Raw genomic sequence first — 15,221 nt, forward strand, 5'->3', positions numbered from 1 at the left:
GTGAGCGCGAGGAGTGAGCCGGGTTTGCGAGCCCCGCAGTCGCGAACCGAGGTGGTCCCGTGAGCGGGTGGAAGGGCGCGGTGTTGGTCACCGGGACCGACACCGAGGTCGGCAAGACGGTGGTGACGGCGGCGATCACCGCTGCCGCGCAGGCCGCCGGCCTGCGGGTCGCGGTGGTCAAGCCGGGCCAGACGGGCACGGCCACCGGGGAGCCCGGCGACGTCGACTCGGTGACCCGGCTGGCCGCCCCGCTGACCGGTCGTACCCTGTCGAGCTACCCGGACCCGCTCGCCCCGCTGGCTGCGGCCAGGGTCGCCGAGTTGGAGCCGCTGGAGCTGTACACCGCCGTCGACGCGATCCGCGCGGAGGTCGACAAGCACGACCTGGTGCTCGTCGAGGGAGCGGGCGGGCTGCTGGTGCCGATGGGACTGCGCCCGTCCGGCGAGGCGTGGACGGTCGCCGACCTGGCGGTGTCGCTCGGCGCTCCGGCCGTGGTGGTGGCCCGGGCCGGGCTCGGCACCCTCAACCACACCGCGCTCACCCTGGAGGCGTTGGAGCGTCGGGCCGTACCCGCCGGGGTGGTGATCGGCGCCTGGCCGGCGGAGCCGCAACTGGTGCACTGGGCGAACCTGACCGAGCTGGTGCCGAACCTGCTCGGCGCGCTGCCGGCCGGCGCCGGGTCGATGGACCCGGGGGTGTTCCGCCGGTCCGCACCGGGCTGGCTGACCCCCGACCTGTACGGGGTGCTCGACGACTGGCGCACCTGGGCCGAGGACGCCGGCTGAGCGGTCCGCCGCCGGTGCCCTCACTCGGCGGCCGGGACCGGCCGGGGTCGGTCGTCCTGCGCCGGTCGTGGGGCGATGACCTGCACGCCGACGTCGGCGTCGCGGTTCTGTGCCTCGATCCAGGTGTCCAGGGCGGTCCGGCAGGCATGGTCGACGTGCCGCAGGCCGCCCAGGTCCAGCCGTACCCGCCGGTCGTCGGGCAGCCCGTCGAGCGTGGTGAGGATGGTGGGCAGCCGCAGGAACGTGGCGTTGCCGGTGATCGCCACGTGCACCGGGTCGACGTCGTCGTGGACGGTGACCCGGACGTGGGAGGTCTCCCAGGCGGTCTTCACCACGGCCAGGCCGAGGCCGACGAGCACGCCGGTGAACAGGTCGGTGCCGAGGATCGCGGCGGCGGTCACCACCAGCACCACCGCCTCGCCCCGGTGCTCCCGCCACAGCTCGGGCAGGGCCCGCCACGGCAGCAGCTTGCATCCGGCGTGCACCAGCACGGCGGCCAGCGCGGGCATCGGGATCAGCCCGACCAGGCCGGGTACGGCGGCGACGAAGAGCAGCAGCCACACCCCGTGCAGTACCCGGGACGCCTTCGTCCGCGCGCCGGCCCGCACGTTGGCGGAACTGCGCACGATGACGGCGGTCATCGGCAACGCGCCGAGCAGCCCGCAGACCGTGTTGCCGGTGCCCTGGGCGACGAGTTCCCGGTCGAAGTCGGTGCGCGGCCCCCGGTGCAGCCGGTCGACGGCCGCGGCGCTGAACAGGCTCTCCGCCGAGGCGACCAGGGCGAACGTGACGACGGTGGCGAGCATCCCCGGGTCGGCGAGACCACCCCAGTGCCCGAACGACGGTCGGATCGCCGTGAGCAGCCCCTCCACCTCGATGGTGTCGACCGGCAGCCGCAGGGCGGCGGCGGCCCCGGCCGCGGCGACGACGGCGACCAGCGCCCCGGGGACCAGGCCCGGCCGGCCGGGCAGGGTGTCCCAGAGCAGCATGACCACGATCGTGGCCACGCCGACGGCGAGTGACACCTGTGCCGTGCCGGAGCCGGTGAGCTTCCCGACCAGGTCCGGCAGCCCGGTGAGACCGGCCAGCCCGGTCGGTGGGGTGTCGGCTCCGGCCAGGACGTGGAGCTGGCCGGCGATCAGCAACAGGCCGATGCCGGTGAGCATGCCGTGCACCACGGCCACCGAGATGGCCCGGAACCACCGGCCGAGCCGCAACAGCCCCAGCCCGATCTGGATCAGGCCGGCGACCAGCACGATGGTGCCGAGGCCGGCCAGGCCGTAGCGGTCCACGGCCTCGGCGACCAGCACGGTCAACCCCGCCGCCGGCCCGCTCACCTGGAGGCTGCTGCCGGGCATCACCCCCACCACCAGCCCGCCGACCACCCCGGTCACCAGCCCGAGTTCGACCGGCACCCCGGAGGCGACCGCGATCCCCACACAGAGCGGCAACGCCACCAGGAACACCACCAGCGACGCCGGCAGATCCCCCCGAACCGCACCCCAGCTCACCGCACCCCACCCCCGCCCCAACCGCCACCCACCCACCGGCCCCGCCCGTCGCGCCGACCCGCCCGTCCCACCCGCCTCACCCCGGTGATCAAGAGGTTTGCGTCATCGTTGATCTCCGATTTGACGGGAACCTCTTGATCAACCCGGGAGCGCGGGGGCGTGGTGTGGGGGGTGGAGTGCACGCTGACCTCCCGGGTCGGTGTGGCGCTGGGCGTCACGTGGGTTCAACCCGTTGCGGCTGGTGGCGGTTACGCCTGTTCGGGCAGGTGGACAGGGTGATGCGTTGACGTCGTCAGCTCGAAAGGGGCCGGCTAAGACACTGGTGCCGGCGAACCCGGACCGGGTGGAGCGCGGGGCGTGGGCGGGGCGGGCGGCCGTGACCGCGCATCCCGTGCAGTGGGGCCGGCGTTCCTGCCCGTCGCGCCGCGAGCCGGGAGGGGCTCAGGTCGGCCGGGCTACGGGGTGGGGCTGCGGCGGACCACGAAGGCGTCGGGCATCCGGAAGGTGAGGTTGTCCGGGCACCACGGTGGACGTACCACCGTCACCGCGTCCAGCAGCGGTGCCGCCTCGGTGACCACCACCGCCGCCTCCAGCCGGGCCAGCTGTGCGCCCACGCACCGGTGCGCCCCCGCCCCGAAGGCCAGGTGCCGGCGCGACCCGCGCTGCCCCGGGCGGAACCCCGCCGGGTCGGCCACCACCTCCGGGTCGCAGCCGGCCCGGGCCAGCCACAGCAGCACCGAGCTACCCGCCGGCACCGGCGTACCGCCCAGGGTGGTGTCGACCGCGGCCACCCGCCGCCAGGTGACGATCGGTGGCTCCCGGCGCAGGCCCTCCTCGACGACATCGGCGACGGCGACGGTGCCGGCCCGCAACCCGGCGCGCACCCCGGGTTCGCCGGTGAGCCGGTGCAGCAGCAGGGTGAGGAACTGGCTGGTGGTCTCCTGGCCGGCGACCAGCAGGAAGAACAGCGCCCCGACCACCACGTCCGGGGGGTGCCCGGCGGCGCGCAGCCGACCGGCCAGGCCGCCGCCGGTGCCGGCGAACTCCCGCAGTACGGCGTGGAACCGGCCCACCTCGACGGCGAGGCTCTGCTGCCGGCCGGCGTCCAGCGGGGCCCAGAACAGTTCCAGCGCCGTCCGCGCGAAGTCCTTCACCGCGCCCACCGGGGCGTCCGGCAGCTCGACCAGCCGGGCCAGCGCCAGCAGCGGCAGGTCGGCGGCGAGCCGGGCGTGCAGGTCCACCGGCCGACCGGCGGCCAGGTCGGCGGCGATGCCGGCCACCCGCTCCCGGACCAGGGCGGTCAACCACGGTCGCTGGGCGGCCACCCGGTCGGGGTGCAGCGCCTCGGCGACGATCGCCCGGATCGCCGGGTGGCTGGGGCCGGCGTTGTTCGCCAGCGTCGGCGGCAACCGGAACCGGTGCGCGGTGAGCACCCGCAGTGCGGCCACCGGGATCGGGGTCACCGCGTCCAGGGCGTTGTCGGGCCGCCAGGTGGACGCGTCGGCCAGCACCTGCCGGACCAGCGCGTGCCGGGTCACCACCAGGTGGACGCCGCCGACCCGGTCGACGACCGTGGCCACGTCCGGCCAGGGCTCGTCGAAGGACGCCTCCCACCCCCGGAACAGCACCCGGTCACGCTAGCGGGCGGCCCCCGGCGGGGCGGGGTCCAGTTCCCACACCGTGGTGTGCTTCACCCGGACGCTCTCTAACGCCTCCGGCACCGGCACGTCGTAGCCGGCCAGCTCGCGGAACCGTTCCCGGGGCAGGAACGCCCGGCCCGGGTCGCCGACCAGCACCCGGGCACCCGAGCGGGCGGCCCGCAGCAGGAAACGCAGCACCCGGCGGGCCATCGCCTCGCTGTAGAAGACGTCCCCGGCGAGCAGCACCTCGGCGTCCCCGGCGTCGCCGTCGAGCACGTCGGCCAGCTCGGCGTCGACGCGTACCCCGTTGGCGTGGGCGTTGAGGGCGACGGCGGCGACGGCCCGCTCGTCGATCTCCACCGCCCGCACGGCCGCCGCGCCGGCCCGCGCGGCGGCGATGGCGACCAGGCCGGAGCCGGAGGCGAGGTCGAGCACCCGGCGACCGGCGACCGTTTCCGGGTGGTCGGTGACGTACCGGGCCAGGCCCTGCCCACCGGCCCAGGCGAAGGCCCAGAACGGCGGCGGCTGGGAGCTGCGGAACTCGCCCTCGGTCAGCTCCCACAGGCCGATCGGCTCGTCGGCCTGGTGCAACCGCACCTCGGGTACGAAGGCGACCGGGGCGAGCCGGGCGTGCAGCCGGACGAAGGCCGCGGAGAGTTCGGACACCCGCCCAGGATGTCAGCCGTGCCGACCCCGGCGCGGTCGACCCTCGCCGACCCGACGAAGCGGCCTAGCCCACACCGTCACCCGGCGTGTCGGCGAAGAAGGGTGACCGGTTCACCACTGTCGGTGTTAACCCGCACCGTACTTGCCGATCGGCGCGAACACGCCCGTCTACCGGCTTCCCCATCGTGCTCATAGCGTGGCGAGTGGACAAGACCGACGGGAGGAGCGAGGCGGTGGTGATGGTGTGGCGGAACGCGCTACGGGTCGGGGCGGTGCTGGCCTGCCTGTCGGGGACAGGGCTCGTCGGGCCGACACCGGCGTCGGCGGCGGACCGCTTCTCCACCGAGCTGAGCGGCCTGCCCGCCCAGTTCACCGCCGGGGACCAGGTGCGGACGGTCTCGGCGGTGGTGTCCCGCCAGGGCAACGGCGGCTGTGTGAAGGTCCGCTGGTCGATGGTGCTCTCGGTGCAGGGGCTGCGACTGGACCAGGTCAAGATGGACCGGGTCGAGGAGACCGGCTCGTTCCCGCTGGACATCCGGGCGCAGGGGGACGTGGCCCGGTTGACCGACCGGCAGCTCGACCCGGGCACCCTCTGCCCGGACCGCACGGTCACCGCCACCTACCGGGTGGCCTTCGCCGAGGACGTCACCCGGGGCCGGATCACCATGGCCGCCGAGGCGTACGACCCGAACCTGCGGCTGCTCGCCCGGCGTACCGCCACCCGGCAGGTCGTCGGCGCGGCGCCTGCGCCCACCACGGCGGCACCCGAGCCGACCACCGCGTCGCCGGAGCCGACCGAGGAGGTGCTGGAGCCGACCGAGGAGGAGACCGAACCGACCGAGGAGGCGCTGGCCGAGGTGCCGCCACCGGCCGCGGCGAACCGTTCGGCCAACGCCAGCGGGGGCTTCGGGGTGGTACAGGCGGCGTTCCTGCTCGGCGGCCTGCTGCTCTTCCTCGGCGTCGGCCTGCTGATGCGGCTGCGGCAGCTCACCCGGACCGCGTCCGACGGGGTGGAGGGCGACGACGCGCGTCCGGTCCGTCGACCCGTCCGCTGGACCACCGTCCGACGGTGATCGGGGGCCGCCGGGGCCGGGTGGCGCCACCACCCGGCCCCGGCGGGTTTCACTTCGCGAACACCTGGAACTCGGCGATCCGCACCTGGTCGCGCGCCGGGCTGGCGGTAGCGCAGTCGGTCCGGGTCGCCGGGTCGTCGTCCTGCTCACCGGCGTACGCCGGGCCGCCGGTGCACTGGCTGGCCAGCACCTCCAGCCGGACGTGGGTGGCGACGGTGGCCGGCACCCGGAACGAGCGGGCGATCAGGTCCCGGCTGTAGGCCCGGTACTTGCCACCGGGGAACGCGTCGTCGGCGCTGGTGTAGACCCGGGTCCAGCGGGCCGGGTCGGCGCAGTCGGTGGTGGTCGCGTCGCAGGTCGACACCGCGAACGACCGCAGCGCGCTCAGCGCGTTCTGCGCACCGGGGTCGGCGTCGCCGGTGATCGCCGGGCGGAGCATGGCACTGACGGTGACCCGCTGCACCGGCTGCGGGGTGCCGCCGGGCAGCGTGACGGTGACCCCCTTGCCGGCGACCCCGGTCAACGACGCCCAGTTGGTGGCCTCGGTGTCGTCGGCGATCCGGTCCAGGTTCACCCCGTCCCCGGTGATGCTCGCCCCGGACGCGGTGGACGCCAGGTTCCGGCTCAGCCGCAGGTCGACGTACCCCTGCTGGCCGGCCTTCGCGACCACCTCCAGGCGCTGGTGGCCGAAGCCGGGGGCGACCGCCAGCACCTGGTACGTCCCGGCGACGGCCTCGAAGGTGGCCGGCAGCGGGGTGGCCGGGTCGGTGTCGGCGACGGGGGTGGCCCGCGCCTCGTAGTCACCGACGTAGAGCCGGATCGGCGCGTCGGTGCTGTCGCCCCGGGGGCGCAGGGTCAGCGTGGCGTTGCCGCCGGCCGGGCTGGCGAAGCTCGGCGTCGGGTCGGTGTCGGCGGCACCGACGGTGGCGGCGTCCCGGCCCATCCCGGAGCGGGCGAACTCGGCCCAGATCAGCTCCTGGTTGGCCCCGCCGAAGCGCAGCCGGTCGGCGGTGAGCAGGTTGTCCCGCATGTCGAGCATGCTGACCTGGCTGGCCGCCTGGAGCAGGAACGAGTCGAAGACCAGTTGCACCCAGCGCCGGTTGCCGGGGCAGTTCTCGGCGGCCACCCGGCCCTGCGCGCAGTCGAGCTGCCGCTGCGGGGTGCCCAGACCGTACTTCTTGACCAGGGCGGCGCGGATGCGGAAGTTGGTCGCGCCCCAGATCTCCCCGTCGGCGTGCACCGCCGGGCCGCCGGTGTTGTAGCCGACGTCGGAGTAGTTGAGCGGGCTGCGGCTCAGGTCGTAGTTGCGGATGCCGCTGACCAGGTTGCCGGTGACGTAGCCGCCGGTGACGAAGGGCGTCTCGCCGGGGGCGCGCAGGCCGTGCTCGTAGAGGTACTCGGCGGCGAGCAGGTCGCTCCACGACTCGCCCATCGCCCCGCCCTGGTGGCCGCCGATCCCGCTGTCCGGGCCGGCGATCATCCGGTTGGTGATGGCGTGGGTGTACTCGTGGCCGATCACCGTCATGTCGTAGTCGCCGTCGACGCACGGCGGGTACGGCCCACCGGCCTGCGGCTGCCACAGGTACATGTTGGTGCTCGGCGGCAGCCCGTCGCGCGGGGTGGACTGGTTGGCGTTGTTCCGGTTGCCGCTCAGCGCGCCCTGCTGGGCCCGCCCCTGCTCGGCGTCGCCACCCAGCCCGGCCCCGCTGACGTTGACCGCCTGGAGGTTCCAGGTGGCCTCGGTGAAGCCGAGGTGCCAGGCCCAGTCGTGCATCCGGTTGTGCATGGCGAACAGGTTGGCGGTGGCGGCGTCGGCGTCGTTGCGTTGGGCGGAGGTGAACACCGCCGGGTTGCAGCGGGCCTGGTGCCACTGGTCGGTGAACGGGTACTCGTAGCGCCGGTCGGGGCGGTCGGGGGCGTTGACCATGGGGCTGCCGGCGCCCCAGGAGACCACGGTGTTGGCGGAGTTGCCCCGGGTGGTGCCGGTGGGCGCGCCGGTGGCGAGGTCGACGTCCCAGGGTTGCCCGCTCGCCGGGTCGCGGAAGGCGGCGGCGCAGTCGGGTGCGGGGCTGGCGCACCAGCGGACCCGGGGGTCCTGCCCGGGGGCGAGGTCCTGCGGCGGGGTGGCCGGGTAGACCGCCCAGCTCGGGTTGTCGGAGTCGAAGTCGACGAGGTCCTCGCGGACCAGCACCTTCCCGGTGATCCCGTCGACGTAGGTGGTGAAGGCCGCCGGGTGGTCGCTGTCCTTTCCGATCAAGGTCACCTCGTAGGCGGACCGGTTGCCGTCGACCGGGGTGGGCACGGCGACCTGGCGCACCCGGTGGCTGGCCACCGCGCCGGCGTCCAGGCCGGCGTCGGCGAGCGCGTCGGCGTACGCCTGCCCGGCGGTGCGGGTGGCCGGGGCGGGGGCCGAGGCGTCCCGGGACAGCGAGGAGCTGACCGAGAGCACGGTGCCGTCGGCGACCGCCACGGTGACCAACCCGTCGTGGCCGGCGGGCAGGTCACCGAAGCGCTGCCGCAGGGTGACCACCGCGCCGTCGCCGATCCGCCGGACCAGCACCCGGTCCAGCGCGGCGACCGCGTCGGCGTCCAGGCCGAACAGGTCCCGCTGGGTGGTGAGGTAACGCCGGGCGGCGGCCTCCGGGTCGGTGGGCAGGCCGGTGGCGAGCCGGGCCGGGCCGAGGGCGTGCGGGGTGCCGAGCCGGTTCCACCGCACCGGAGCGCCGGTGGCCCGGGCCAGGCCGCGTTGGCGGGCGTCGGGTGCGGCCGTACCGGTGCGGTTGTCGACGTCGGCGGCCTGGTGGCGGTCGTCGGCGAACGAGCCGGAGCGGCCCGGGGCCGGGGCCGCGGTGTCGCCCGGCGCGGCCGTGGCGGTGCCCCCGCCGGGCAGCAGGGCGGCGACCACGGCGGCGGTCGCCAGTACGGGAACGAGCCGGCGTCGATGCCGGCTCGTTCGGGGTGTCCACTCCGGTCTGGGCACGGAACCTCCTCGTGGGAGCGGGGACCGGCACGACGCCGGCCCGGCGCAGGCGGGGTAACGCATGCGCATACGTGGATACCAGGCGGGCCGGACGGGGGCAATGGCGCGCGGTGCGCGGATCAGACGAGCTGGGCGGGGTCGAGCCCCAGTTCCCGGGCCGTGACCAGCCGGATCCACTCGCCGAACTGCCGCCGGGAGATCACCCGCTCGTGCACGGCGAGCTGGACGGCGAGCCCGTCCATCACCGCGTTGATCCGCCAGGCGGCACCGGCCGGGTCGGCGCAGTCGAAGGTCCCGTCGTCCACCCCGGCCGAGATCACCGCCGCCAGGTCCTGCCGCCAGCGCAGGTCCAGCCGCCGGCAGACCTTCTCCAGCTCCGGGGTGCGCAGCGACTCCGCCCAGCCGTCGATCCACATCGCCCAGGGCCGGCCGGTGGGGGTGTAGAGACGCAGGATGCGCCGGAGCTTGGTCAGCGGCGGGGTGGCGGAGCGCAGCACCGCGTCCAGCCGGGACAGTTCCTGCTCGACGGCGTACGCGAACGCCTGGGCGAGCAGCCGCTCCTTGGTGGCGAAGTGGTAGAAGACCAGCGCCTGACTGACCCCGGCGGCGGCGGCCACGTCGGCGGTGCGGGTGTTGGCGAGTCCACGCTCGACGATCACGTCGCAGGCCGTGCGCAGCAGGGAATCCAGGCGGACATCGGCGGCGGCACGTCTCGTCACGCCGCTACGGTAACCTATCGAACCGACCACGGGGAGTTACCGACCCGCCCGATCCGGCCCCCGGCAGTCGGAAGCCGGACAGCACCCCACCGGCGGGTCGGCTACCTTTCCGACCTGTTCGGTAGGGGTGTGGAGGACGCTCCCCGCCTGCGGTGACCAACTCTCCTAGGAGGCTCTGCGGGTGGTGGCGTCGGTCACCACTGCGGAGACCGGACGCGCCGTCGGTGGCCCCGATTTGGCATCGGCGAGACCGCTCGGCTAGAGTTTCCATCCGTCACCGGGTGTCATTCCCGGAGGCAAGCGGACGTAGCGCAGCTGGTAGCGCATCACCTTGCCAAGGTGAGGGTCGCGGGTTCGAATCCCGTCGTCCGCTCGGAGCTGCCGCCACGCATGACGGGGGCAACCTCGGTGGGGTGGCCGAGAGGCGAGGCAACGGCCTGCAAAGCCGTGTACGCGGGTTCAAATCCCGTCCCCACCTCGGTAACAAGCACGGGCGATTGGCGCAGTGGGAGCGCGCTTCCTTGACACGGAAGAGGTCACTGGTTCAAACCCAGTATCGCCCACTCGGTCAGTAGGGCCACCTTCCGACACCGGAAGGTGGCCCTACTGCTGTCCGGGGTCCCACTGCTGTCCGGCCTCCGGGTCCGCTTCCAAGGACATCGCCGTATGTCGATGCCGAGCTATCCTGGCTCCGATTCTTCCAGGGGAACATCGCGACGCCGGGTGGTGTGGGGTGGGGGAGACGGGCCGGGAGGCGCTGCTCGCGTTCGCCGACGAGCTGCGGCGACTACGCCAGCAGGCGGGCGGGCCGTCGTTGAACTCCCTGGTGGCGGTCGCCGCCGCCCGGGGCAGGCCGTTGGCCCGCTCCACCCTCAGCGACAAGCTCAACGCCAAGTCGCTGCCGGACTGGGACTTCGTCACCGGCTACCTGGGCGCCTGCGTCGCGTACGCCGAGCAGGCCGGCATCCGGTTGCCCGCCGAGCTGACCGACCAGGCCCGCTGGGAGGCCGCGTACTGGCGGTTGCTGGCCGCGGCGGACGCGGCGCGGGCCGACGACCGGCTCGCCACCGCCGCCCGCGCCGAGCGGGGCCGGCAGGCCCACGCCGGCACCGCGCCGTCGGCCCCGGCACCGTTCGTGCCCCGCCAGCTACCGGCGGCGGTACGGCACTTCGCCGGCCGGTCCGCGCCGCTGACCGCCCTGACCGCCCTGCTCACCGAGCCGGTCGGCCCGCCGGGCACCGTACCCGTCTGCACCATCGGCGGTACGGCGGGCGTGGGCAAGACCGCCCTGGCCGTGCACTGGGCGCACCGGGTCGCCGACCGGTTCCCGGACGGTCAGCTCTACGTCGACCTGCGCGGTTTCGACCCCGAGTCGCCCGCGCTGAGTCCCGCCGAGGCGGTGGCCGGGTTCCTGGAGGCGCTCGCGGTGCCGCCGGAGCGGATTCCGGTGGGGCTGGCGGCGCAGGCGGCCCTCTACCGCAGCCTGCTCGCCGACCGGCGGGTGCTGGTGCTGCTGGACAACGCCCGCGACGCCGACCAGGTACGCCCGCTGCTGCCCAGCTCGCCGGGATGCCTGGTCCTGGTCACCAGCCGCAACCAGCTTCCGGGGCTGGTCACCGCCGAGGGGGCCCGCCCGCTGCCGCTGGGTCTGCTCTCCCCGGCGGAGGGACGTGAGCTGCTGTCCCGCCGGCTCGGTGCGGAGCGGGTCGCGGCGGAGCCGGAGGCGGTGGACCGGATCGTCGCGGCGGCGGCCGGACTGCCCCTGGCGTTGGCGATCGTGGCCGCGCGGGCCGCCACCTATCCGGACTTCCGGCTGGCCCGGTTCGCCGCCGAGCTGACCGCGAGCCGGGGCGCCCTCGACGCGTTCAGCGGCGGCGAGGCCGGCGTCGACGTCCGGGCGGTGCTGTCCTGGTCGTACCGGGGTCTCGACCCGGCGGCGGCCAGCCTGTTCCGGGCGCTCGGTACGCACCCCGGCCCCGACGTGTCCGTCCCGGCGGCCGCCAGCCTCGCCGCCCTGGCCCCGGACGAGGTGCGCCGGCCGTTGGCGGTGCTGACCCGGGCGAACCTGCTCACCGAGCACGCCCCCGGCCGGTACGCCCTGCACGACCTGCTCCGCGCGTACGCCGTCGAGTTGGCCGTGGCCACCGACTCCGCCGGCCTGCGGCGGGCGGCGCTGTGCCGGCTGCTCGACCACTACCTGCACACCGCGTACGCCGCCGCGCTGCTGCTGCACAAGCACCGTGACGACATCGACCTGCCGGCGGCGCACCCCGGCACGGCGGTGCCCGCGCCGGCCGACCGGGACGAGGCGTGGGCGTGGCTGGCCGCCGAGCACCGGGCGCTGCTCGCCGCGATCGGCCTGGCCGTCGAGCACGGGTTGCCCACCCACGCCTGGCAGCTGGCGTGGAGCGTCAACACCTACCTCGACCGGGTGGGCGCCTGGACGGACCAGTCCCGCGCCCAGGAGTTGGCGCTGCGGGCCGCCACGGCGGCCGGGGACCGGGACGGGCAGGCCCGCGCCCACCGCAACCGGGCCGTCGCCTGCCTGCGCCTCGGCGCGTACGACGAGGCCCACGAGCATCTGGAACGGTCCCGGCAGCTCTACGCCGAACTCGGTGACCGGGTCGGTGGTGGGCGGACCGAACTGAACCTCGGCATCCTCGCGGAGCGGCAGCACGACCACCGGCGGGCGCTGCGCCACGCGCAACGGGCGCACCGCCTGTTCGAGGCCGCCGGGCACGCGCAGGGCCAGGCCAACGCGCTGAACAACATCGGCTGGTACCACATCCAGCTCGGCGACCACCTCCGTGCGCTGGACTACTGCGGTCAGGCGCTGGTGCGGCAGCAGCAGACCGGGAACCGCTACTGGGAGGCGCACGCGTGGGACAGCCTCGGCTTCGCCCACCACCACCTCGGCCGGCACCGCGACGCCCTCGACTGCTACCGGCAGGCACTCGTGCTGTGGCGGGAGACCGGCGAACGCTACTACGAGTCCGTCACGCTGATGCACGTCGGTGACAGCCACCAGGCCACCGCCGAACCCGACGCGGCCCGTGCCGCCTGGGGGCAGGCCCTCGACGTGCTCGACCAGCTCGGCCACCCGGACGCGGCACTGGTGCGCAGCCGGCTCGACGCGGCGCCGCCCGCGCGGTAGTCCATCCGCGTCGCGGAGCGTCGGGCCGGTCGGCTCACAGCGGCGGGGCGACGTCCCGACGCTCCTCGACCCGCTGGTACGCCACCGGCTCGGCGGTGGTGACCGTACGGCGGCGACCGCGCATCAGCAGGACCATGACGAGTCCGAGGACACCGGCGGCCATCAGGATCCAGCCGACGACGTCGAGATCGACACCGCCGACGCTCGCGTTCACCGCGAAGGTGAGGATCGCGCCGACGGCGAGCAGGAAGATGCTCGTTCCGATTCCCATGACAGCTCCTTGGGGACGGGGGTGTGCTGTCGGGATGCAGTACCCCGTCGATGAGCAGGGCAATCGCCGGGCGGGTCGGCGCGGTGGGGTCGACCGGGCGGGCGATCTTGGAATGGGGTAGAGTTCACCCCGTCGCCGGGGAGACCGGGCGGCACGCGGACGTAGCGCAGCTGGTAGCGCATCACCTTGCCAAGGTGAGGGTCGCGGGTTCGAATCCCGTCGTCCGCTCTCGACCACGGGCGATTGGCGCAGTGGGAGCGCGCTTCCTTGACACGGAAGAGGTCACTGGTTCAAACCCAGTATCGCCCACCATGTACCGCTTATTCACACCATATCGGACATCATCGATGTCCGATATGGTGTTTTCTTTTTGTTCAGGATCGTTGGATGGCAACTTGCTTGTCGGGACAGCGCCGCTCCTGGAGGGCTGCCCGGCCGCTGGCATTCGTGCCAGATTGGGGCCGAGAAGCTGCCGGAATGGCTCTGTCAGCTCGTACCGTTCGACGGCCCCATCCTGACCAAGGTAGAGCTTCTTGAAGAACCCCTGGTTGATCTGGCGCCGGATCGGCGGGGGAGCGGCGGCGTAGTGCCGCTGACAGTGGCCAGCGACCAACAGGGCGTCCTCCAGCGTCTGGATCACTTCATCCAGGCTCGATGCCGCCGTGGTGATCTGCGTCTCTGCTTCGGCCAGGGCGTGGGTGAGTCGGTCCATCTCGGTCTTGAGAAGATCGACTGGCACAGCACCCGCGTAGTGGGCTTGCATGAGCTTCGCTCGCTCATCCTTGAGCCGAGCCAGGCGCTTCTTGGCGCGCTCGGCGTTCACCTCGGCGTCGATGCGCTGGGCCTCGAACTCTGTCAGGACGGCGTCGCGCACCTCTGCGACCCTCTCGGGGCTGGGCTCGAACGTCCGATAGAACCGGGCGATCCCATCCTCGACGGCGTGAAGCCGAATCCCACCTCGGCGGCAGTTGTTGGCCTTCAGCTTCTTCTTGACACAGTGGTAGTACTCGTAGATCCCGCCGTTGCCTCGATGGCGGCTGAAGACAAGGCGACCGCCGCAGGAACCGCAGAAGATCGAGCCGCGTAGGTAGTGAGGCCATTTGCGGTCCTTCTCGCCAGCATGTCGGTGTGCTGCCAACACGTCCTGGATGCGTAGCCATGTCTCCGGAGTGACGAGAGCTTCGTGCCGCCCTTCGTAGTGGAAGCCGTTATAGGCAACCACGCCCATGTAGTACGGGTTGCGCAGCAGGTTGTGCATACTTGTCGGATTGATGGGTTCGGAGGGTTTGGTGCGAGTCGGGCGAGCGGTCAGACCTCGGCCGCGAGCTGCAATGACAAGTTCGTTGACAGTCCATTCACCAGTGGCGTACTGCTCCAGACACCACCGCACGATGGATGCCCGCTCGGGGTCGAGGATGACCCGGGAGACGCTTATGCCTTCAACGAACTCGCGCACGTTCAAGTAGCCCAGAGGTGCACGGAATGGTGTCCCGCCCTCTTGGGCCTTGCGCACAAGGCCTTTCATGACCTCTTCGGCCAGATTCTCACGGTAGAACTCCGCCGTGTCGGCCATGATGTTGTGCAGGAACCGGCCGTGAGCGCTGTTGGTGATGTTCTCGGTGCAGGAGACCAGCTCAACGCCAGCGCGGGCGAGCATCAGGCGAATCGCCATATCATCTTCGCGGTTCCTGGCCAGTCGGTCGATTTTATGGACGATGAGATAGCGGATACGGCGCTTCTTGAGATCCTTGAGCATCGCCTGAAGCTGCGGCCTCTGGGTCGACTTGGCGCTTTCTCCGGCATCGATGTAGATCCCGACGATCGCGGCACCGAGCGCTTGCGCTTTCGCCTCACAGGCTTCTCGCTGGTAGGGGATCGAGTACCCCTCTTCGCCACCACCTGTACGGGCCTGGTCGCGGGTGCTGACGCGAGCATAGAGGAACGCCTCGCTGGTGTCGTTAACTGCTGGAGCCTTGCTGCGGCTGCTACGCGGTGGTGCCTGGCTTACGGTAGCGATGGCACTGCTTGTTCGTGGCTGGTCTGATGTCTGGTCGCGAAGACCCTCGATGATGTCCTTGCGGGTTGTCTTTTGCAGCCGTTGGTATGCCATGCTGCGCAAAGTGACATCGTCTCGGGTTTCCCGATCTTGATCCGTCCCCTGATCTTGGTCCGTGTAAACCGGCAGGTCAGCAGGCATGTCTTCCTCCCATTCCTTCATTTCATCGCGCCCCCGCGCGTTCTGGGGCCAGGCAGGATACGTTCTCGCCGGTTCCGGTGCAATTCTTCTTGATCTTGATTTTTCATTCATATTCCCTTCTATTTTGTCAGGCCGAAATCTAATTGGAAGCTGTGGTTTTTGCAGCTTTGCTGTGGATAAGTGGGGTGGAAGGTCGGCGCGTCGCGCGAACCCTCCACCCCTTCT

General features: G+C 72.6%; 10 protein-coding genes, 5 tRNA genes and 1 pseudogene. 9 read left to right on the plus strand and 7 right to left on the minus strand.

Features of this window, described 5'->3' with window-relative positions:
- Positions 1-80: 80 nt before the first annotated feature.
- Positions 81-785, plus strand: a complete 705-nt coding sequence (bioD, locus tag B5D80_RS27770; RefSeq protein ID WP_088646930.1) for a dethiobiotin synthase — start codon at positions 81-83, stop codon at positions 783-785.
- Positions 786-805: 20 nt separating this feature from the next.
- On the opposite strand, the gene B5D80_RS27775 is transcribed toward bioD, so the two are convergent.
- The 3 genes from B5D80_RS27775 to B5D80_RS27785 form a co-directional block, all read right to left on the minus strand.
- On the minus strand, positions 806-2,296 hold the full coding sequence (locus B5D80_RS27775; protein WP_211291674.1) for a SulP family inorganic anion transporter: 1,491 nt from the start codon (positions 2,294-2,296) through the stop codon (positions 806-808).
- Positions 2,297-2,751: 455 nt separating this feature from the next.
- Positions 2,752-3,924: a cytochrome P450 gene (locus B5D80_RS27780; protein WP_088646910.1), complete on the minus strand. Its 1,173-nt coding sequence runs from the start codon at positions 3,922-3,924 to the stop codon at positions 2,752-2,754.
- A gap of 9 nt (positions 3,925-3,933) precedes the next feature.
- Positions 3,934-4,602, minus strand: coding sequence for a class I SAM-dependent methyltransferase (locus B5D80_RS27785; RefSeq protein WP_088646911.1), 669 nt, complete (start codon positions 4,600-4,602; stop codon positions 3,934-3,936).
- Between the two features lie 203 nt (positions 4,603-4,805).
- On the opposite strand from B5D80_RS27785, the gene B5D80_RS27790 reads away from it, so the two are divergent.
- A complete protein-coding gene (locus tag B5D80_RS27790; RefSeq protein ID WP_245855026.1) occupies positions 4,806-5,675 on the plus strand; it encodes a hypothetical protein in 870 nt (289 codons plus the stop codon).
- Positions 5,676-5,724: 49 nt separating this feature from the next.
- Here B5D80_RS27790 and B5D80_RS27795 read toward each other — a convergent pair whose 3' ends face one another.
- Both B5D80_RS27795 and B5D80_RS27800 read right to left on the minus strand, forming a co-directional pair.
- The gene (locus B5D80_RS27795; protein WP_088646912.1) at positions 5,725-8,655 is read right to left on the minus strand and encodes a M36 family metallopeptidase; all 2,931 of its coding nucleotides are present in this window, start codon (positions 8,653-8,655) and stop codon (positions 5,725-5,727) included.
- A 119-nt stretch (positions 8,656-8,774) separates the two neighbouring features.
- Positions 8,775-9,374, minus strand: coding sequence for a TetR/AcrR family transcriptional regulator (locus B5D80_RS27800; RefSeq protein WP_088646913.1), 600 nt, complete (start codon positions 9,372-9,374; stop codon positions 8,775-8,777).
- A gap of 300 nt (positions 9,375-9,674) precedes the next feature.
- On the opposite strand from B5D80_RS27800, the gene B5D80_RS27805 reads away from it, so the two are divergent.
- From B5D80_RS27805 to B5D80_RS27820, 4 genes are all read left to right on the plus strand, one after another.
- Positions 9,675-9,747, plus strand: a tRNA-Gly gene (locus B5D80_RS27805).
- Between the two features lie 34 nt (positions 9,748-9,781).
- Positions 9,782-9,852, plus strand: a tRNA-Cys gene (locus tag B5D80_RS27810).
- 13 nt (positions 9,853-9,865) lie between these two features.
- Positions 9,866-9,937 (plus strand) — tRNA-Val (locus tag B5D80_RS27815).
- 170 nt (positions 9,938-10,107) lie between these two features.
- A complete protein-coding gene (locus B5D80_RS27820) occupies positions 10,108-12,528 on the plus strand; it encodes an ATP-binding protein (protein WP_088646914.1) in 2,421 nt (806 codons plus the stop codon).
- Between the two features lie 34 nt (positions 12,529-12,562).
- On the opposite strand, the gene B5D80_RS27825 is transcribed toward B5D80_RS27820, so the two are convergent.
- Positions 12,563-12,799 (minus strand): DUF6458 family protein, encoded by a 237-nt coding sequence (locus B5D80_RS27825; RefSeq protein WP_088646915.1) that lies wholly within the window; start codon positions 12,797-12,799, stop codon positions 12,563-12,565.
- A gap of 155 nt (positions 12,800-12,954) precedes the next feature.
- On the opposite strand from B5D80_RS27825, the gene B5D80_RS27830 reads away from it, so the two are divergent.
- The 3 genes from B5D80_RS27830 (at position 12,955) to B5D80_RS34585 (ending at position 13,886) form a co-directional block, all read left to right on the plus strand.
- Positions 12,955-13,027, plus strand: a tRNA-Gly gene (locus B5D80_RS27830).
- Between the two features lie 9 nt (positions 13,028-13,036).
- Positions 13,037-13,111: transfer RNA gene (locus B5D80_RS27835), tRNA-Val, on the plus strand.
- A 58-nt stretch (positions 13,112-13,169) separates the two neighbouring features.
- Complete coding sequence (locus tag B5D80_RS34585) at positions 13,170-13,886, plus strand: hypothetical protein (protein ID WP_245855027.1); 717 nt, start codon at positions 13,170-13,172, stop codon at positions 13,884-13,886.
- Here the strand turns inward: B5D80_RS34585 and B5D80_RS35155 are convergent.
- Positions 13,776-15,107: pseudogene (locus tag B5D80_RS35155) on the minus strand (recombinase family protein); the annotation flags it as partial. The gene B5D80_RS34585 and the pseudogene B5D80_RS35155 sit on opposite strands and share 111 nt — an antisense overlap.
- Positions 15,108-15,221: the final 114 nt, after the last annotated feature.

The sequence above is a fragment of the Micromonospora wenchangensis genome (assembly GCF_002210435.1).
In the GTDB taxonomy this organism is placed as follows: domain Bacteria; phylum Actinomycetota; class Actinomycetes; order Mycobacteriales; family Micromonosporaceae; genus Micromonospora; species Micromonospora wenchangensis.

Excerpts from the sequence above, each read along its gene's own strand:
- B5D80_RS27825 (WP_088646915.1), bottom strand. The coding sequence starts at position 12,799 with ATGGGAATCGGAACGAGCATCTTCCTGCTCGCCGTCGGCGCGATCCTC.